11 protein-coding genes are annotated in these 15,825 nt (G+C 58.1%); 7 read left to right on the forward strand and 4 right to left on the reverse strand.

What is annotated here, in order from left to right; all coding sequences use genetic code 11:
- The first annotated feature begins 16 nt into the window (after positions 1 to 16).
- A complete protein-coding gene (locus tag AAY24_RS06615; RefSeq protein WP_046859017.1) occupies positions 17 to 673 on the forward strand; it encodes a V-type ATP synthase subunit D in 657 nt (218 codons plus the stop codon).
- Between the two features lie 38 nt (positions 674 to 711).
- Here the strand turns inward: AAY24_RS06615 and AAY24_RS06620 are convergent, their stop codons facing one another.
- The gene (locus AAY24_RS06620) at positions 712 to 1,461 is read right to left on the reverse strand and encodes a ferredoxin--NADP reductase (protein WP_046859018.1); all 750 of its coding nucleotides are present in this window, start codon (positions 1,459 to 1,461) and stop codon (positions 712 to 714) included.
- A 147-nt stretch (positions 1,462 to 1,608) separates the two neighbouring features.
- On the opposite strand from AAY24_RS06620, the gene AAY24_RS06625 reads away from it, so the two are divergent.
- The 3 genes from AAY24_RS06625 to hspQ all read left to right on the forward strand — a co-directional run bounded on the left by AAY24_RS06625 (position 1,609) and on the right by hspQ (position 3,964).
- On the forward strand, positions 1,609 to 2,064 hold the full coding sequence (locus AAY24_RS06625; protein ID WP_046859019.1) for an Rrf2 family transcriptional regulator: 456 nt from the start codon (positions 1,609 to 1,611) through the stop codon (positions 2,062 to 2,064).
- Positions 2,065 to 2,167: 103 nt separating this feature from the next.
- The gene (locus tag AAY24_RS06630) at positions 2,168 to 3,571 is read left to right on the forward strand and encodes a class II fumarate hydratase (RefSeq protein WP_082117059.1); all 1,404 of its coding nucleotides are present in this window, start codon (positions 2,168 to 2,170) and stop codon (positions 3,569 to 3,571) included.
- 84 nt (positions 3,572 to 3,655) lie between these two features.
- Complete coding sequence (hspQ, locus tag AAY24_RS06635) at positions 3,656 to 3,964, forward strand: heat shock protein HspQ (protein ID WP_046859020.1); 309 nt, start codon at positions 3,656 to 3,658, stop codon at positions 3,962 to 3,964.
- A gap of 114 nt (positions 3,965 to 4,078) precedes the next feature.
- Here the strand turns inward: hspQ and AAY24_RS06640 are convergent, their stop codons facing one another.
- On the reverse strand, positions 4,079 to 6,103 hold the full coding sequence (locus AAY24_RS06640) for a methyl-accepting chemotaxis protein (RefSeq protein ID WP_046859021.1): 2,025 nt from the start codon (positions 6,101 to 6,103) through the stop codon (positions 4,079 to 4,081).
- Between the two features lie 355 nt (positions 6,104 to 6,458).
- On the reverse strand, positions 6,459 to 8,756 hold the full coding sequence (locus AAY24_RS18455) for a sensor domain-containing protein (RefSeq protein ID WP_199930512.1): 2,298 nt from the start codon (positions 8,754 to 8,756) through the stop codon (positions 6,459 to 6,461).
- Positions 8,757 to 9,631: 875 nt separating this feature from the next.
- Between AAY24_RS18455 and AAY24_RS06650 the strand changes: the two genes are divergently transcribed.
- Positions 9,632 to 10,225, forward strand: coding sequence for an ANTAR domain-containing response regulator (locus AAY24_RS06650; RefSeq protein ID WP_046861081.1), 594 nt, complete (start codon positions 9,632 to 9,634; stop codon positions 10,223 to 10,225).
- On the opposite strand, the gene AAY24_RS18460 is transcribed toward AAY24_RS06650, so the two are convergent.
- Complete coding sequence (locus AAY24_RS18460; RefSeq protein WP_199930513.1) at positions 10,192 to 12,540, reverse strand: PAS domain S-box protein; 2,349 nt, start codon at positions 12,538 to 12,540, stop codon at positions 10,192 to 10,194. The two genes, AAY24_RS06650 and AAY24_RS18460, sit on opposite strands and share 34 nt — an antisense overlap.
- Positions 12,541 to 12,789: 249 nt before the next feature.
- Here AAY24_RS18460 and AAY24_RS06660 point away from each other — a divergent pair, with 249 nt between their 5' ends.
- Both AAY24_RS06660 and AAY24_RS06665 read left to right on the forward strand, forming a co-directional pair.
- Positions 12,790 to 13,596 (forward strand): CbbQ/NirQ/NorQ/GpvN family protein, encoded by an 807-nt coding sequence (locus AAY24_RS06660; RefSeq protein WP_046859022.1) that lies wholly within the window; start codon positions 12,790 to 12,792, stop codon positions 13,594 to 13,596.
- Position 13,597: 1 nt separating this feature from the next.
- The gene (locus AAY24_RS06665) at positions 13,598 to 15,703 is read left to right on the forward strand and encodes a nitric oxide reductase activation protein NorD (protein WP_046859023.1); all 2,106 of its coding nucleotides are present in this window, start codon (positions 13,598 to 13,600) and stop codon (positions 15,701 to 15,703) included.
- The last annotated feature ends 122 nt before the right edge of the window (positions 15,704 to 15,825 follow it).

Raw genomic sequence — 15,825 nt, forward strand, 5'->3', positions numbered from 1 at the left:
GAGCCCACCAGAGACCATGAGCCAACACCAGCTGATCAAGGTTCCACCAACCAAGAACACCCTGCTTGAACTGAAGAAGCAGACCCGTTTTCTGGAGGATGGTCACTCCCTGCTGGAGCGCAAACGGGAGCTGCTGACCCGGCTGGTTTATGAACGGGTCGGCGAGTACCAGCAGCTGCGGAAAGAGACCCACGCCGCCATCAAATCGGCCTACCGCTGGCTCGGCCTGGCCCATCTGCGCATGGGCAGTCGCGCTCTGCAACAGGTGGCGCTGGGTATCGCTCCCACCTTGCAGATCAATATTATTCCGAAACGGAGCATGGGCGTTGAGTACCCCGCTATCTCCACTGAACGGCTGCCCATGGAGCCGGTCGGACTGCTGGGGACCGACACCAGCTTCGACGAGGTGCGCAAGGAGTTGACGGAAACGGTGCTGCTGTTGACCCGGCTGGGGGAATCGGAGATGGCCCTGAGCCGTCTGATGGCGGAACAGCGCAAGGCGCAGAAACGGGTCAATGCGCTCAAGTACAACATTATCCCCCGTTATCGCAACACCATCCGCTATATCGAATCGGTGCTGGAAGAGGAGGAGCGCAATGTACTGTTCCAGATCAAACTGCTACGGGAAAAGGATGAGGAGAAGAACCGCCGGGATGAGGAGCGACGGCGCTAGGTGATCCACCGCCGCCGACCGCCCCAGCCCTGCACGGCTCAAAAGGTCGAAAACTTGTACTTCTCCCGTTTCAGGATTTTCGCTGAAAAATCCCGCTCCATGAACCAGGCCGCCGACTCGTCCACCATGTCGGGATTGCCACACAAATAAGCCATGTCCCGCTGAGGATCCACAGCCAGGGATTCAAACCGCCTGTCCACCCGTCCGCTGAACTCATGTGCCTGGGGTGTCTCCGGCATTTCACGGCTGTAGCAGGCGTGGAAGCTGAAGCCGGGGAAAGTGGCTGCCAATGCGGCAAACTCATCACCGTAGATCAGATCCTGGGGTGTCCGCACCCCCATCACCAACTCCACCTGCAGTGCCGGATTCTGTGCCATGCGTCGTTCCAGTTCCGGCAGCATGGCCCGGTAGGGCGCCACACCGGTGCCGGTACCGATCAGCAGATAGCGGGCCGGATCCTGCCGCGGCAGCACCAGGGCACCGAACGGGCCGCTCATCTTTGCCGGATCCCCCGGACTGGCCTGGAAAAAGTAGTTCGAGGCGGCACCATCGGGCACTGCCGTGATGGCGAAGCGAAACTCCCGATTGTCCCGCAGATCGGCCACCCGCCCGGCGGCGCTGTAGCTGCGACTCTTCTCTTCGCCCTGGTGTTTGAAATCGACGGAAAAGAACTGCCCTGGCAGATAACTGATGGGCTCCCCATCTTCACGCACGTAGGCCAGCTCAAGCGTATTGGGCGCAAGCTCACGCCGCTCTTTCAGAATCACCGGATGTCTGGGACTGACCATTTCAACACTCCTTCTGTCGCTCTCACCCGCTGCGCAACGGCCGTCGAAACAGCGGGTTAATAAAAATATATTAAATACATCTTTTATATATCACGCGCCTGGGTGATAATCAATATATTAAATACATCTTTTAGACTGGATACAGTTATGCGGTTAACCACCTTTACTGATTATACTATCCGGGTACTGATCTATATCGGTCTGCATCCCGGACAGCGGGCCACCATCAGTGAACTGGCGGATGCCTACCAGATCTCCCGCAATCATCTGATGAAAGTGGTTCATCACCTGGGACAGACCGGTTATATCGACACCCTGCGTGGTAAGGGGGGTGGATTCCAGCTGGCCCAGCCACCGGAGCAGATCAACATCGGTAAGCTGGTGCGCAGAACTGAACAACATACCACCCTGGTGGAGTGCTTCAGCGAGACCGACAGTCATTGCCGTATCAGCCCGACCTGCCGCATGAAAGCGATACTGAACGAAGCGTTGGCCGCCTTTTATGCCGTGCTGGATCAATACTCCCTGGCCGACCTGATCAGTAACGGCCAGCAGCTTACAGAGCTGTTAACCGACCAGGCCATCCCCCATCCCCTGGAGTAACAACCGAATGCTGCTGTTCCATCGGTGTGGAAGTTACCCGGTGTTGCTGTGATTGGGTGCATACTATAGGGAGAAGAGAGACTATCCGGCGAGGAGCAGAACAGTGACCGAGTCAACTTATCGCATCGAACAAGACAGCATGGGCGAGCTCAAAGTACCCGCCGATGCCCTGTATAGTGCCCAGACCCAGCGGGCGGTGGAAAATTTCCCCATCAGCGGGCTGCGTCTGCCGCAGCGTTTTATCCAGGCCGGACTCATGATCAAGCGGGCGGCAGCGGAAACCAACCGGGAACTGGGACTGCTGGAACCGGCGGTTGCCGAGGCAATCATCCAGGCCACCAGCCAACTGCTTGAAGCGATCCCCCTGGAGCAGTTTCCGGTGGACGTGTTCCAGACCGGCTCCGGAACCAGCAGCAACATGAACCTGAATGAGGTGATCGCCACCCTCGCAGCCCGACAGGGCACCACGGTTCACCCCAATGACGACGTCAATATGTGCCAGAGCAGCAACGATGTAATCCCCGGCACGATTCACCTGAGCGCCGCCCTGGCCCTGGAACAGCAGCTGTTACCCGCCCTGGGGGAGCTGGCCGATACCCTCAGGCAGCGCGCCACGGAGCTGGAGTCGGTCTGCAAAACCGGCCGTACCCACCTGATGGATGCCATGCCCATCACCCTGGGCCAGGAGCTCAACGCCTGGGCCAGTCAGATCGAACACAATATAGAACGCCTGGGGGAGTGCCGGCAGCGCATCCAGCAACTGCCACTGGGGGGAACCGCCGTGGGAACCGGCATCAACGCCCACCCGGAGTTCTCCCGGCGCATTATCCACAGATTGAGCCAGGACACCGGCCTGTCACTGACCGCCATGCCGTGCCTGATGGAGGGTTTAAGCAGTCAGGACAGTGCGGTCGAGCTCTCCGGTCAACTCCGGGTGACGGCCATCAGCCTGTACAAGATTGCCAATGATCTGCGCTGGATGAACAGCGGCCCGATCGCCGGCCTCGGCGAGATTGAACTGACCGCCCTGCAACCCGGCTCCAGCATCATGCCGGGCAAGATCAATCCGGTCATCCCCGAGGCGGTGATGATGGTGGCCGCCCAGGTAACCGGCAATGACGCTACCATCGCCATGGCCGGCCAGGCCGGTAACTTCCAGCTCAACACCATGTTGCCGTTGATCGCCTACAACCTGTTGCAGAGCATCGAACTGCTTGCCAACGGCTCCCGACTGTTGGCGGAAAAGGCTATCGCAGGATTCAAGGTGCATGAACAGAAGCTGCAACAGCGGCTCGCCCTGAACCCGATCCTGGTAACCGCCCTGAATCCCATCGTGGGTTACCAGAAAGCGGCCGAGATCTGTAAACAGGCCTACCGGGAAGGGCGCGCCGTCGTGGATGTGGCCGCAGAACAGACCGACCTGGATCGGGCCGAGCTGGAGCGGCTGCTGGATCCGGCGTTACTCACCCGGGGTGGAATCCATGACATCCAGGACACAAAAAAGTAGCCAGGCCGTGCAACGGATCGGACATTGGTGAGGTCTCACAATTAACTGCGTGATATTGACTGGCATGCCGTGCCGAGGATCGAAATGAAAACTGCAAAATGGAACGTCGGACAACTGGTGCAGCACAAGCTGTTTGGTTACCGCGGAGTCATCTATGACGTGGATGCCGAGTTCCAGCTGACCGATGCCTGGTATGAACAGATGGCCAAAAGCCGTCCGCCAAAAGATGAACCCTGGTACCGGGTTCTGGTGGATGGTTCGGATTACGAAACCTATGTGGCCCAGTGTAACCTGGAAGCGGACCGGGTCGGCAAGCCGATTGAACATCCCGATATCGGCCGGGTCTTCAGGGGGTTTAACGGCGAGCGTTATTTCGCCGGACAGCCGAACTAGTTTCTAGCAGCGAAACCGGGGCCGATTGGTTTTTCACCCATGGCTGTCGCTCCATTGCAGCGCTGTAGTGAAAAAACCGATCGACCCCGTGGGTTCCATCTGCCTTACCGGTCGTCAGACCTTGAATCGCCCCACCAGCCCCTGTAGTTCCGTTGCCAGACGGGTCTGATCACTGCTGGCGGCGGAGGTCTGCTTGGCACCCACAGCGGTCTGTTCAGTCATCTGGTTGATCTGGACGATATTCCGGTTGATCTCTTCAGTAACCGCGCTCTGCTCCTCCGCCGCACTGGCAATCTGGGTGCTCATATCATTGACCCGCTCAATCGATCCATGGATATGGGTCAGTGACTCACCGGTTTTAGCCGCCTGTTCCACCGCCAATCGTGCCAGTTGTTGGGCGCTGTTAACCGCTTGCACAGCCTGGGCAGAACCGGATTGCAGTTTCTCGATCATCTGGTTGATCTCTTCGGTTGAATCCTGGGTCTTGCTGGCCAGATTGCGCACCTCATCCGCCACTACGGCAAACCCCCTGCCCTGCTCGCCGGCACGGGCGGCCTCAATGGCGGCGTTCAGCGCCAGCAGATTGGTCTGCTCGGCGATGCCGTTGATCACGTCCAGTATCGTACCGATCTCCACACTGTGCTGCTCCAGCTGCTGGATAACGGAGCCGGCTCCTTCCACCGTTTCAGAGAGTTGCCGAATCCCGGTCATGGTCTCCTCCATGGCCCGCTGTCCTTCGGCGGCCTGATGATTGACCTCGTCGGCAGCCTGGGAGGTGTTGCTGGTGCTGGACGCCACCTCCTGTACCGTGGCACTCATCTCATTCATTGCGGTCGCCACCTGGGTTGTCTCACTCAGTTGGGTCTGCAACGCCTGGTTGGTCTGCTCAGTCACTACCGAGGTCTGCTCTGCCATGGTGGCGAGTTGGGATGTCGCTTCCACGATCTGGACGACAACATCCTGGAATGCCGCCCCCATCTGATTGAAATCATCGGCCACCTGCTGCAGTTCATCCTGACTGTTCAGGGACAGGCGAATGTTCAGGTCGCCGGCGGCCATCTGACGGGTCACATCCCCGATCCGGTTGATACTCCCGACAACCGAATAGTAGAGACCGGCAAACAGGTAGATCACCACCAGCAGTACCGCAATGACGATTGCCATGGTGGTATTCTTGATCACGGTTTCAGTCGCGATACGTTCGCCAAACAGCCTGTCCAACTCAGCGGCGATCGCATCATACAACTGGTAGGAACCGGTTATGGCCACGGTGGCGGTGTCAAACACGGTTTTCTCATCCACCTCAACCTGGATCGGATTTACCAGCACCTCCTTTAGCAGCGACTGCATCCTGGCGATGGATCGGCTGTTGGCGGCCACCGGGCCACTCAGCTTTTCGTCGAGACTTCCGTTTCCGCGAATAGCGGCTGCCAGTCCTGCATCCGAGCGCTTTGCGTAGCTGTTTATACTGTCTGCCAGTACCGCCAGTCGGACATAGGCCTGTTCATCCAGCATCCCCACTGCCGCCGCTCCGGAACCCAGCGCCCGGGCCTGCCCCATATTTTCGGTCAGGTTGATCAGGTTATTCACCACCGCGTCACCCAGGTAGTAGGTATCCAGTTGTGAATCCAGGGTGATCTCGGAGGCATCCGCCACATGACTGATCAATCCGATCATATCTGCCAGCAGTTCCGTATGACTCTGAATGGCGACCGCCGTAGTCTGCTCCATGGATGAGCTCTTGATCCTCTCCCACCTATCCATCAACTCAATGACCCGGTCTCCGGTGTCCAGTAATGCGCCCTGTTCCCTGTCCATTGCCAGCAGGGCCGCCATTGCCTGGTCCACATCAACACGTTTCCGCTGTATGGGATCACGAAAATTCTCCGCACCGTTCAAAAAAGCGCTGGTCATGCCGCGATGTTGCTGCAGATGTTCGATCGGCTGGCGAACCGCCTTGATATAGGCCAGCCCGAGCCGTTCATGCTCGATAGCCTCCAGCCTCTCATCGATATGGTCAATCAGTGTGTAAGAGAGGACCACAAGCGGTACCAGTACAACCAGAAAGATCAATCCAAATTTCAGTGGATAGCGTAACCGTTCCATCAGGAACATGGCCGGGATCAGAATACCTTTCATCTCAAACTCTCCATTTGGTCTCTTCTCAGTTCTTATTATCTACTTGTGGAAAACCGGTCTGAGGGTTGGTCCCTGGATGACAGGCCGACAAGCACATCGGGTCAAACTGTCCTTGCGGGCAGGGCCGGCAAGAACATGACGCGTCTCATCCGAATCAGGCCCTGGTCAGCTGACCGGGGCAGTATCACAGGAGGGAGGGTGATACCGGAAAAAGAGACAGGGTCCGTCTGTAAAAAATCACCATAACTTTTCATAGCGCTGACCAGGGTATCGGCCAGTTTGGGCTAAGCTTTACCGGTCGTTATGCGGCCTATGCCACAAATCCCTATCCCGGAGCCGTGGCACGGGTAGGTTTTCAGGCGGATCGAACCTGTTGTTCCAGGTAGCCGGCGAACTCCAGCTCAGATTGCGGCTTGCTGAAATGGAAACCCTGGAAATATTCACACCCTTTCTGAACAAGAAAATTGAGGTCATCCGTGGTCTCCACCCCTTCTGCAATAACACTGATCTGAAGCTCACGGGCCATGGTCATGAGGGCCTGCACAACCGCCGCGTTCTTCGGATCAAGACTGATACCGGAGACGAATGAACGGTCAATCTTGAGGATATCCAGAGGGAGATGGGTCAGGTAGGAGAGGGATGAATAGCCCGTTCCAAAATCATCCATGGCAACACGAATACCGATCGACTGGAGCTCTTCCATGGTCAACACGGCGTCTGTTTTCGCATCGATCAGGGTGCTTTCGGTAATTTCCAGCACCAGGCGATGGGGATCCACCCCGGTTTCCCCAATCACCCGCTGGACCATGGATACAAAACCCCGCTGAAGGAACTGCTTCGGGCTGATATTGACACAAAAGTGACACAGTGGCCCGGCCATGCCGCTGTCCAGCCAGCGTTTGAGGTTCAGACACGCCTCCCGCAGCACCCATTCACCAATCGGCAGGATCAGACCGGTTGATTCGGCCACATCGATACAGAGATCAATCCGATTGAAGTTGCCGCTCTTGTCCGGGCAGCGCAGCAGCACCTCGGCCCCGATCATACGGCCACCGAAATCCACCTGGGGTTGATAATGGAGTTGCAGTTTACGTTTATCCAGCGCCCAGCGAAGATTCTGCTCAACCACCAGGCGTTCGTTGGCCAGTTCCTGCATAACCGGCAGGAAAAACCGGATGCAGTTGCGGCCGTCCGCCTTGGCTCTATACATAGCGGTATCGGCCTGTTGCAGCACCTGGGTGGTGTTCGCATCATTATCGGGAAACAGCGCAACCCCGATGCTCGGCGTCACATTCAGGGTATAGCCGCCGACATTGTAGGTGATGGAGAGGGACTGACGGATCTTCTCCGCCACCAGCTGGGCCTGTTTTACCACCTGCTTGGGCTGCCGTCCCTCATCTGCGAGCAGCACCACGAACTCATCGCCGCCCAGCCTGGCCACCACATCCTCCTGGCGAAGCGTATTGACCAGTCGTCTGGCAACCTGTTGCAGCACCTGGTCACCGATGTTGTGTCCCAAAGAGTCGTTAATATTCTTGAAATGGTCCAGATCGATAAACATGACCGCGCCGATATAGCCATGCCGACTGGCCCTGGCAAGGGCCTGGTCGATGTGCAGAATAATCTGTCTGCGATTGGGTAAGGCGGTCAGGCCATCGTATTGAGCTTCATAGGCCAGGGCGGACTCAGTCTGCCGTTTTGAAATACCCATGGAGAGAACATCGGCAACCCGTTTCAGAAACGCCTTGTCACTCATCTTCTCCTGCCTCCCGGGAGGCAGATAGAGGGTCAGTACACCCAGCAGGGTATCCCCCAGCAGCAGGGGAACGGAGTAGTGCCCATGAGGCTCCATATCGGGGTAATTGACGTCATGCCGGGCATCGGTCGTGTCGGCAATGTACAGAACATCCCGCTGAATGGCCGCATGTCCACAGACGCAGTAACCAAAGGCGACCTGTTGGCAACATCTCACCACCCGTTCGGCCAGGCGGTGCTTTGCCACCAACCGAAGCGACTCCTTCTGCTCGTCTCGCTGCACCAGAAATATGGCCCCTTTTGGCAACAGGTTAAGCCAGGGTATCGATTCGAGGAGTGATTCAAGGGAGCGCTGCAGGAATGTCTCCACATCCATCCGCCCCAGGGAGAGGTGCAGCAGCATTCCCAGGCACTGCTCTTCCGCCACCTTGCGGGTAATTCGCTCTTCCTGGGCCTTGCGACTGGTCACATCCCGGGCGTTTAAAATAAAGCCCACCAGCTGCTGCCGATCATCATAAATACCGCTGATCAGGCTCTCGATATGGCGGGGTTCATCCTGGACCAGCCGTTCCAGCGCGTAGTAGTACTCGCCGGATTCGCTGATGCTGTCAACCATCTCCTGAAAACGGCTGGTATCGGCCAATCCCAGAGCGGGAACCTCACTGATACCTTTCCCCCCCGCCTCTGCAGGGCTCAGGTCAAACAGCTGCTGCGCGGCGGGATTATAGTAACGGATGATAAAGTCCGCATCGGTCGCCACTATGGCGCTGATGCCCGATCCGTTGAGAATACACTCCAGATACAGGGCACGGCGGCAATGTGCCGGCACCTCCTGCAAACCCTTCGGATCACAAGCGGCCAGATTATCCCACTGGGATGTGTGCTGATTTTGCTCCACCACCATGTCTCCGGTTTTATAAGTTTTTTCCCTGTTAAGGAGTAAAATCACCCAGGTTGATCAGCGCGGCAACAATGGCGCCTCTTCCTTCGATAGAATCCAAGTTACTCTGCAACATCTCTCTCGGTTAATACGGGCACCCGGAAGCCACCGAAATTACAACGGTATGCCTTGGATGGCATCACGATAACCCAAACTGCCGACACAACCTCCGGCAGGCAACATTCGCCAATAAAACTGCCCGAAAATAACCGGGTCCGGGCGCAGGCCCCTGTTTAACAGGCGACATTGGCGAGTTACGGTTACTCCTGACGTTTTCCATCCCTATCTGCAGAGCATCGTCCTGTAATCCCTCGCCAGCGGTGCAGCAGAAGAGAACCATAAGGGATGATGACCGCAGCTAGGCGACCAATGCCTGGCTATCGATTAACAAAAATGCGTAATTGATTTATAAAAGGCGGGGGAAAGGCCTGTTTTATCTATTCTGACCGGCAATACTTGAATGGTTGCCAGCCCATATAATCGTTTTTTTATCCCTAAATCAAACGGTTATAATTTGGTTTATATCACGATACGAAACAAATAAAAAGGGACTGACTTCTGTCATGAATTCAAACGGCAGCACCGACCAGCCCTGTCTACGGTATATTTACAACAGATTGTTAAAAATTGACACAGGTCAATTATTGGCCGGCACCGAGATTGTTACCTTATTACTGGGACTCAACCCCGTTTCATAGCACTGTTGCCCACAGGTTACTTAAACGGGAGACGCGGAAAGCGACCTGGGGAGTTGCCGGGTAACAGGTAAGCAGTTACCCTGAAAAGGCCGCAAGATGAATAAAAACGACAATAGCAGTTCACGGGAACCCCCCATGCCCAAAAAGCTCCTTCTGGTTGACGACGATGCCCTGGTACTGGCCACCTTCGGGCGTGGTTTGCGGGATGCCGGTTACCAGGTGCTGGTCGCTGCAAGCGGCGATGAGGCCCTGGAGCTTGTTAGCGCAGAGTGCCCGGACCTGGCTATTCTGGATATCCGCATGCCCGGCATCTCGGGCATTGAACTCTCCCGGCAGTTCAACCAACTGAAGATACCCGTGGTACACCTGTCCGCCTACGATGATCAGGAGACGCTGCAGGCCGCCCTGGAACAGGGTGCCCTGGGCTATCTGATAAAACCGATTGATGTGGCGAAGGCGGTACCCACGATCGAAACAGCCCTGATACGGGCCGCAGAACTCTGGCGTCTGCAGGAAAGTGAAGGCCGACTCAATCAGGCACTGGATACCGCCAATGTGGTCAACTTTGCTGTTGGTATTATCTCTGAACGCCACCGCATCGATCGGCGCAGTGCATTTGACATGATGCGCAACCAGGCCCGTTCAGAACGCCGCAAGGTGAAGGAGATCGCACGGGAGATCCTGGAAGCCAGCGACTATATCAACCGCTTTGGCTCTGACAAATCCTGAACCCGTCGCCCCAACCTGACCACCGGGGCCTGCAGTACCAACCGGGTGATAACCCGATCCTGTTTTACCGCGAGTGAGAGTTCAGCACCCTGATGGGGTAACAGGTCCCTAACCAGCATCAGTCCGGTACCCAACCCGTCCCCTTGCTTCAGATCTATATTTGGTGCAACCCCGGCATTGCTGACCTGGAGGATCACCCGCTCATCTTCCAGCCCCAACGTCACTGTTATCGGTGTTGCCAATCCATCCGCTGGATCTCCGTGCTTGATGGCATTCTGTAACAGTTCATTAATAATCAGGGCCAGAGGCACCGCATCTTCCGGACATACATCAATGGCAAATTCCGGGCATTGGATCTCCAGATCCATTCCGGTGGATGAGAGATGCCTCAAGGCATCGCAGATCGTCTCCAGCAGACGGGCCAGTTCAATGCCTCCCTGGCTCAAACGGCTCTGTAAGCCGTGCACCAGCGCAATCGACTCCACCTGGCTGATAGCTGACTCCAGGGCATCGGTCAGTTCCGGTTTGTCCCGGATATGGTTACGCAGCAGACTGATGATCCCCTGCAGATGATTCTTGATACGGTGGTGGACCTCCCGCACCAGGGTGTCCCGCTGGGCCCGCACCTCCTGAAGCCGTTGCTGCTCCTGCCGCCGGCGCCCGGTAACATCCCGAACAAAGGAGAAGATGAACTGGTCTTCTCCCACCCGGGCAAACGCCGCACTCACATCCAGGTCGATCACTGCTCCTTTCCGTGTCACATGACGGGTCTCAAAACGGTCGTGTCCAGCGTCGCGTATCTGTTCCAGTTGGGCCAGGACCACTTTCGGCGGGTCAAATGTATTCAGCTCCACCACATTCATCTTCAGCAGCTCATGTCGCTCGTGGCCAACCATCCGACAGTAGGCGTCATTCACTTCCCGGATGGAACCGTCCAGATTCAGGACCACCAATCCATCGCGGCTGTTCTCCAGTATCAACCGGTTATGCAGAGTCTGTTCCTCCAGTGCCCGCTCCGTAGTGACCCGATCCGTGATATCCCGATCAATTCCGCGATATCCGGCAAAGGCTCCCTGATGATCATAAAACGGCACACCACTGGTCTCCAGAACCACCGGTCGGCCGGTAATATGCCGATTGGTATTGACCAGGCGACGAATCGGTCGCCGATCCTTGACCAGCGAAAAGAACTCATCATGCAAACGGGCCCGCTCCGAGGGATCCATCAGGTCAAAGGGACGCTTGCCGATCAACCCCTCGGGTGCATAGCCCAACACATGCCCGACCTGCGGACTGACGTAGGTATAGCGGCCCTGCGGATCCACTTCCCAGATCCAGTCACTGGTGCTCTCCACCAGGCCACGAAAACGGGCCTCGCTCTCCCGTAACGCCTGCTCCACCTCCCGACGCCGGGTAATGTCCTGCACCACACCCAGCAGGCGTAGCGGCGCACCCCTGTTATCAAGCTGTACACCACCACGGGCCAGAACCCAGTGGATCGTTTCATCCGGCCAAACCACCCGGTACTCGGCCGCGAAAGGAGCACCGCTTTCAAGCGTCGTTTCAACCGCATCCATAACCATCTGACGATCCGCCGGGTGCACAATCGTGAGAAAAATGTCATACGTGATGTCCACTTTGCCGGCCGGAAAGCCAAACAAGGGGCCGATCGATTCACTCCAATAGACTTCTTCTGTCTGGAGATTCCACTCCCAGGTTCCCAGATCGCTAAACTGCTGACTGCGCATAAACCGGTCCAGACAGGTTTCCATGTCGTGCTGTCTATCCTTACCGGCCTGCAGCTGGCGGCTTTTTTCCAGGGCACCCGAGGCGCTGGCCACCAGCACGTCCAACAGGGATCGACAGGGGTCGCTGAATGCAGTACCACCAGCCGTGCTGTAGAGCTCCAGACACCCCAGCACCCTCGTGCCCTGCCTTAAGCGAAGGGGCACCGCCAGCACCGCTTTCAAACCGGCTATCTGCTCCACCTGCCAACTGGCGTCGGCACGATTCTGGCACTCTGTACAGGTAAAACTTCTCTCCTGCAGCAGGACCTGTCCGGCAATCCCCTCCCCCAGGGCAAAATGGTGGCGGACCGGGCACCAATCGGCATTTAGCAGGAGATGGTTGAAGTCAATCCCGTCAGCTTCCCGCAGACCAACCGCACCGGCATCAGCGCCGCTCAGTTCCACTGCCTGTTCCACCAACAGACGCAGAATCTCTCCCGGCCCGGACGCAACGTTGATCTGCTCAACCGCCTGGGTAAGCATTGACAATCGGGCTTCCTGATCACCCCGTGTGATATCCCTGTTCACCTGCCCCCCTTCACTGCGACCGGCTCTGTCTGCCTGATTGTTGTTATCAGGGTTTGATTAAACCCTTTGCAAGGTAAAGAAGATACTCTCCCTTTTCAACCAGACCGGAACGGGATCCGGTCGCATCCCCATCTGGCCTTTTTCCGGGCCGCATCCAGTGGTAGCAAAATCCCTACATTCCGCTTGTTGATATCCCCACCAATTGCCAGCAGACTACCGGCACAGCAGTAACCTGGGAGTAGCCCGCCAATGCGCACCTTCAAACTGGATGAGTACCGGATCGATGATGAACCCTATTACCAGCCGACCGGCGATGAGATTGAGCTGTTTGAAGCAGCCTATCGCAATCAACTGCCGGTGCTGCTGAAGGGTCCGACCGGCTGCGGCAAGACCCGCTTCATGGAGTACATGGCGTGGCGACTGAAACGCCCCCTGATCACCGTCTCCTGCCACGATGACCTGACCGCCTCCGACCTGGTGGGTCGCTACCTGATCAAAGGGGGAGAAACCAGCTGGATCGACGGTCCTCTGACCCAGGCGGTGAAGGCGGGCGGCATCTGTTACCTGGACGAGATCGTCGAGGCCCGCAAAGACACCATGGTGGTGATCCATCCCCTGGCGGATGACCGCCGGGTATTGCCGATCGAGAAGCTCGGCACCCTGATCGAGGCCGATCCGGAGTTCGCCATCGCCATCTCCTACAACCCCGGTTACCAGAGTGTGCTGAAGGATCTGAAACAGAGCACCCGGCAGCGCTTTATCGCCCTGGAGTTCGACTACCCCGACGCCACCCTGGAGACCGAAATAGTGGTACGGGAGTCCGGCCTGGAGCGGGAACTGGCCGGGCGCCTGGTAAAATTCGCCGGCATGACCCGCAACCTCAAGGGCAGCGGTCTCGAGGAGGGGGCCAGCACCCGCCTGCTGGTACATGCCGCCAAGCTGATGGCGGCCGGCGTCAACCCGGTCTCCGCCTGCCAGGGCGCCATTGCCCAGGCGCTGACCGACGACCCGGAGATGCTCGCCTCGGTGAACGAGCTCTCCTCGTCACTGTTCTGAGATGCCTGCCCCACGCCCGTTGGCCGAAATCCGGCACCTGCTGGACGAATTGCTGGAAGTGGAGTTTTCGTTCCGCGACACGGCAGCTCCGGCAGCGGCCATTGCCGAACTCCCCGGCCCGCGCCAGGCACAGTTGATCAGCTGGATTCAGCGGGTTGCCAGCACCCACGTGGAGCTCGGTTACCAGGTCGCCTGCCAGGGTGTGGAAGCCCAGGCACTGATGGAACCGGACACCTTCGAGGCGTGGATTTTTCACAGCATGGACCGTTACGACGCCGAGGGGTTGCGTCCGGCCCTGCTGGCCATCGAACAGTACCGGCAATTTGCCGAACAGCAGCAGGCACGCCGGCGCGGCGCACTGCTGCTGGATCATGAAGGGGTACTGAGCCGTTTTTTACAGGGCTTGTCGGGACGACCGCTCAAACTGGCCAGCGCCGACCGCATCTATACCGACAGCGAAACGCTCTATCTGCCGCCGCTATTCTCCCTGTTACCCAGTCCGGCACAGAATTTCCAACACTACAAGGCCACCTGCGCCCTGCTCTGGGCCCAGATCCAGTTCGGCTCCTTCCGGCCGCTGCTGGAGATCCCGTCACCCGAACCCGATCTGCTGCAGCTCTATCACGCCCTGGAGATGCTGCGCCTGGAAGCGCGCCTGAAACGCACCCTGCCGGGCCTCTACCGGGAGCTGGAACAGACCCGGTTAATTCTGCAGGAGCCGGACCTGCCCGCCCCCTGGCAAGCGCTCTCCGTAAAGCTTTCAGCGCCCGACATGCGCGCCCGGGACACCCTGGAACTGGCCCGGCAACAACTGGGCCGGCTCACCCCCTATCCGCCCCGACACCTCCCGGTCACCCTGGACCTGGAGGCGGTCAGGATCTGTATGGCGGCCCGTATCGAAAAGGAACGGGCCCGTTTCAAGGTGGCGCTGAACTCGGTACTGGAGGAGTTGCAACGCAACAGCCCGGCGGAACAGCCGCAGCAGCGCCGCTTCAGCAAACGGCAACAACCCGACACCGACGCACCGGAGGGTTTCACGACCGAGATCCTGCTGGACGATATGCCGGCGCCCCTGCCGGACCAGGTGCAGGCGCTGCAACGCTCCATCCTGCTGGACCTGGGGGAGATCCCGGATGAATACCTGCAACCGGCAGGTCCCGGCGAGTACGATGCCACCCTGTTACAGGATCAGAACCGGGATGCGGACGATGTGTGGCGCGGCAGCTATCATGAGGAGGGGGCGCACCTCTACGACGAGTGGGACTTCCAGCGGCGCCACTACCGCAAACAGTGGTGCGCGGTGCGGGAAAGGGAAGTGACCCCGCGCCACGATGATTTCGTTGCCCGGACCCTGGAAAAATACCACGGTCTGATCAAGCATCTGCGCAAAACCTTCGAAGCGATGCGCCACGAGAACCGGCTGCTGAAACGCCAGCCTCAGGGGGATGATGTGGATATCGACGCCCTGGTGGAGGCGCTGTCGGACGCCCACCTGGGATTCGAGATGACGGACCGCCTGCTGACCCGGATGCAGCGCGACGAACGGGACATCGCGGTGATCTTCATGGTGGATATGAGCGGCTCCACCAAGGGCTGGATCAACGACGCGGAACGGGAGTCCCTGCTGCTGCTGTGCGAAGCGCTGGAGAGCCTGGGTGACCGTTACGCTATCTACGGTTTTTCCGGCATGACCCGCAAACGCTGCGAGCTGTTCCATATTAAATATTTTGAAGAGCCCTATGGCGAGCTTGTCCGGGCCCGCATCAGCGGCATCGAGCCCCAGGACTACACCCGCATGGGTTTTGCCATCCGCCACCTGAGCAAGATCCTGCAGGCCACTGATGCCAAAACCCGCATCCTCATCACCCTCTCCGACGGCAAACCGGATGACTACGACAGCTACCGCGGCCAGTACGGCATCGAAGATACCCGCCGTGCTCTGATCGAGGCCCGCCGCAGCGGCATCCATCCCTACTGCATCACCATCGATGAGGAGGCCCGGGACTACCTGCCTCACCTGTACGGTCCGGCCGCCTACAGCGTGGTGGATGATGTGCGGACCCTGCCGCTGAAGGTTTCCGACATCTACCGCCGGCTCACCACCTGATCCACCCTGCGCGGCATGCTGCTACCGACGAGACCGGGAACCAACCCGAACCGGCCGACCCCGTGACGAGGCGGGGATCACGGATAAGGCACCGGCTCTGCGGTTCATCGGTCCGGGGCTTC

The organism is Sedimenticola thiotaurini (assembly GCF_001007875.1).
In the GTDB taxonomy this organism is placed as follows: Bacteria; Pseudomonadota; Gammaproteobacteria; order Chromatiales; family Chromatiaceae; genus Sedimenticola; species Sedimenticola thiotaurini.

Bases quoted from the DNA above. Each gene is read 5' to 3' on its own strand.
- AAY24_RS06615 (WP_046859017.1), top strand. From the start codon at position 17: ATGAGCCAACACCAGCTGATCAAGGTTCCACCAACCAAGAACACCCTG.
- AAY24_RS06620 (WP_046859018.1), bottom strand. From the start codon at position 1,461: ATGGTCAGTCCCAGACATCCGGTGATTCTGAAAGAGCGGCGTGAGCTT.
- AAY24_RS06625 (WP_046859019.1), top strand. From the start codon at position 1,609: ATGCGGTTAACCACCTTTACTGATTATACTATCCGGGTACTGATCTAT.
- hspQ (WP_046859020.1), top strand. From the start codon at position 3,656: ATGAAAACTGCAAAATGGAACGTCGGACAACTGGTGCAGCACAAGCTG.
- AAY24_RS06640 (WP_046859021.1), bottom strand. From the start codon at position 6,103: ATGAAAGGTATTCTGATCCCGGCCATGTTCCTGATGGAACGGTTACGC.
- AAY24_RS06650 (WP_046861081.1), top strand. From the start codon at position 9,632: ATGCCCAAAAAGCTCCTTCTGGTTGACGACGATGCCCTGGTACTGGCC.
- AAY24_RS06660 (WP_046859022.1), top strand. From the start codon at position 12,790: ATGCGCACCTTCAAACTGGATGAGTACCGGATCGATGATGAACCCTAT.
- AAY24_RS06665 (WP_046859023.1), top strand. From the start codon at position 13,598: ATGCCTGCCCCACGCCCGTTGGCCGAAATCCGGCACCTGCTGGACGAA.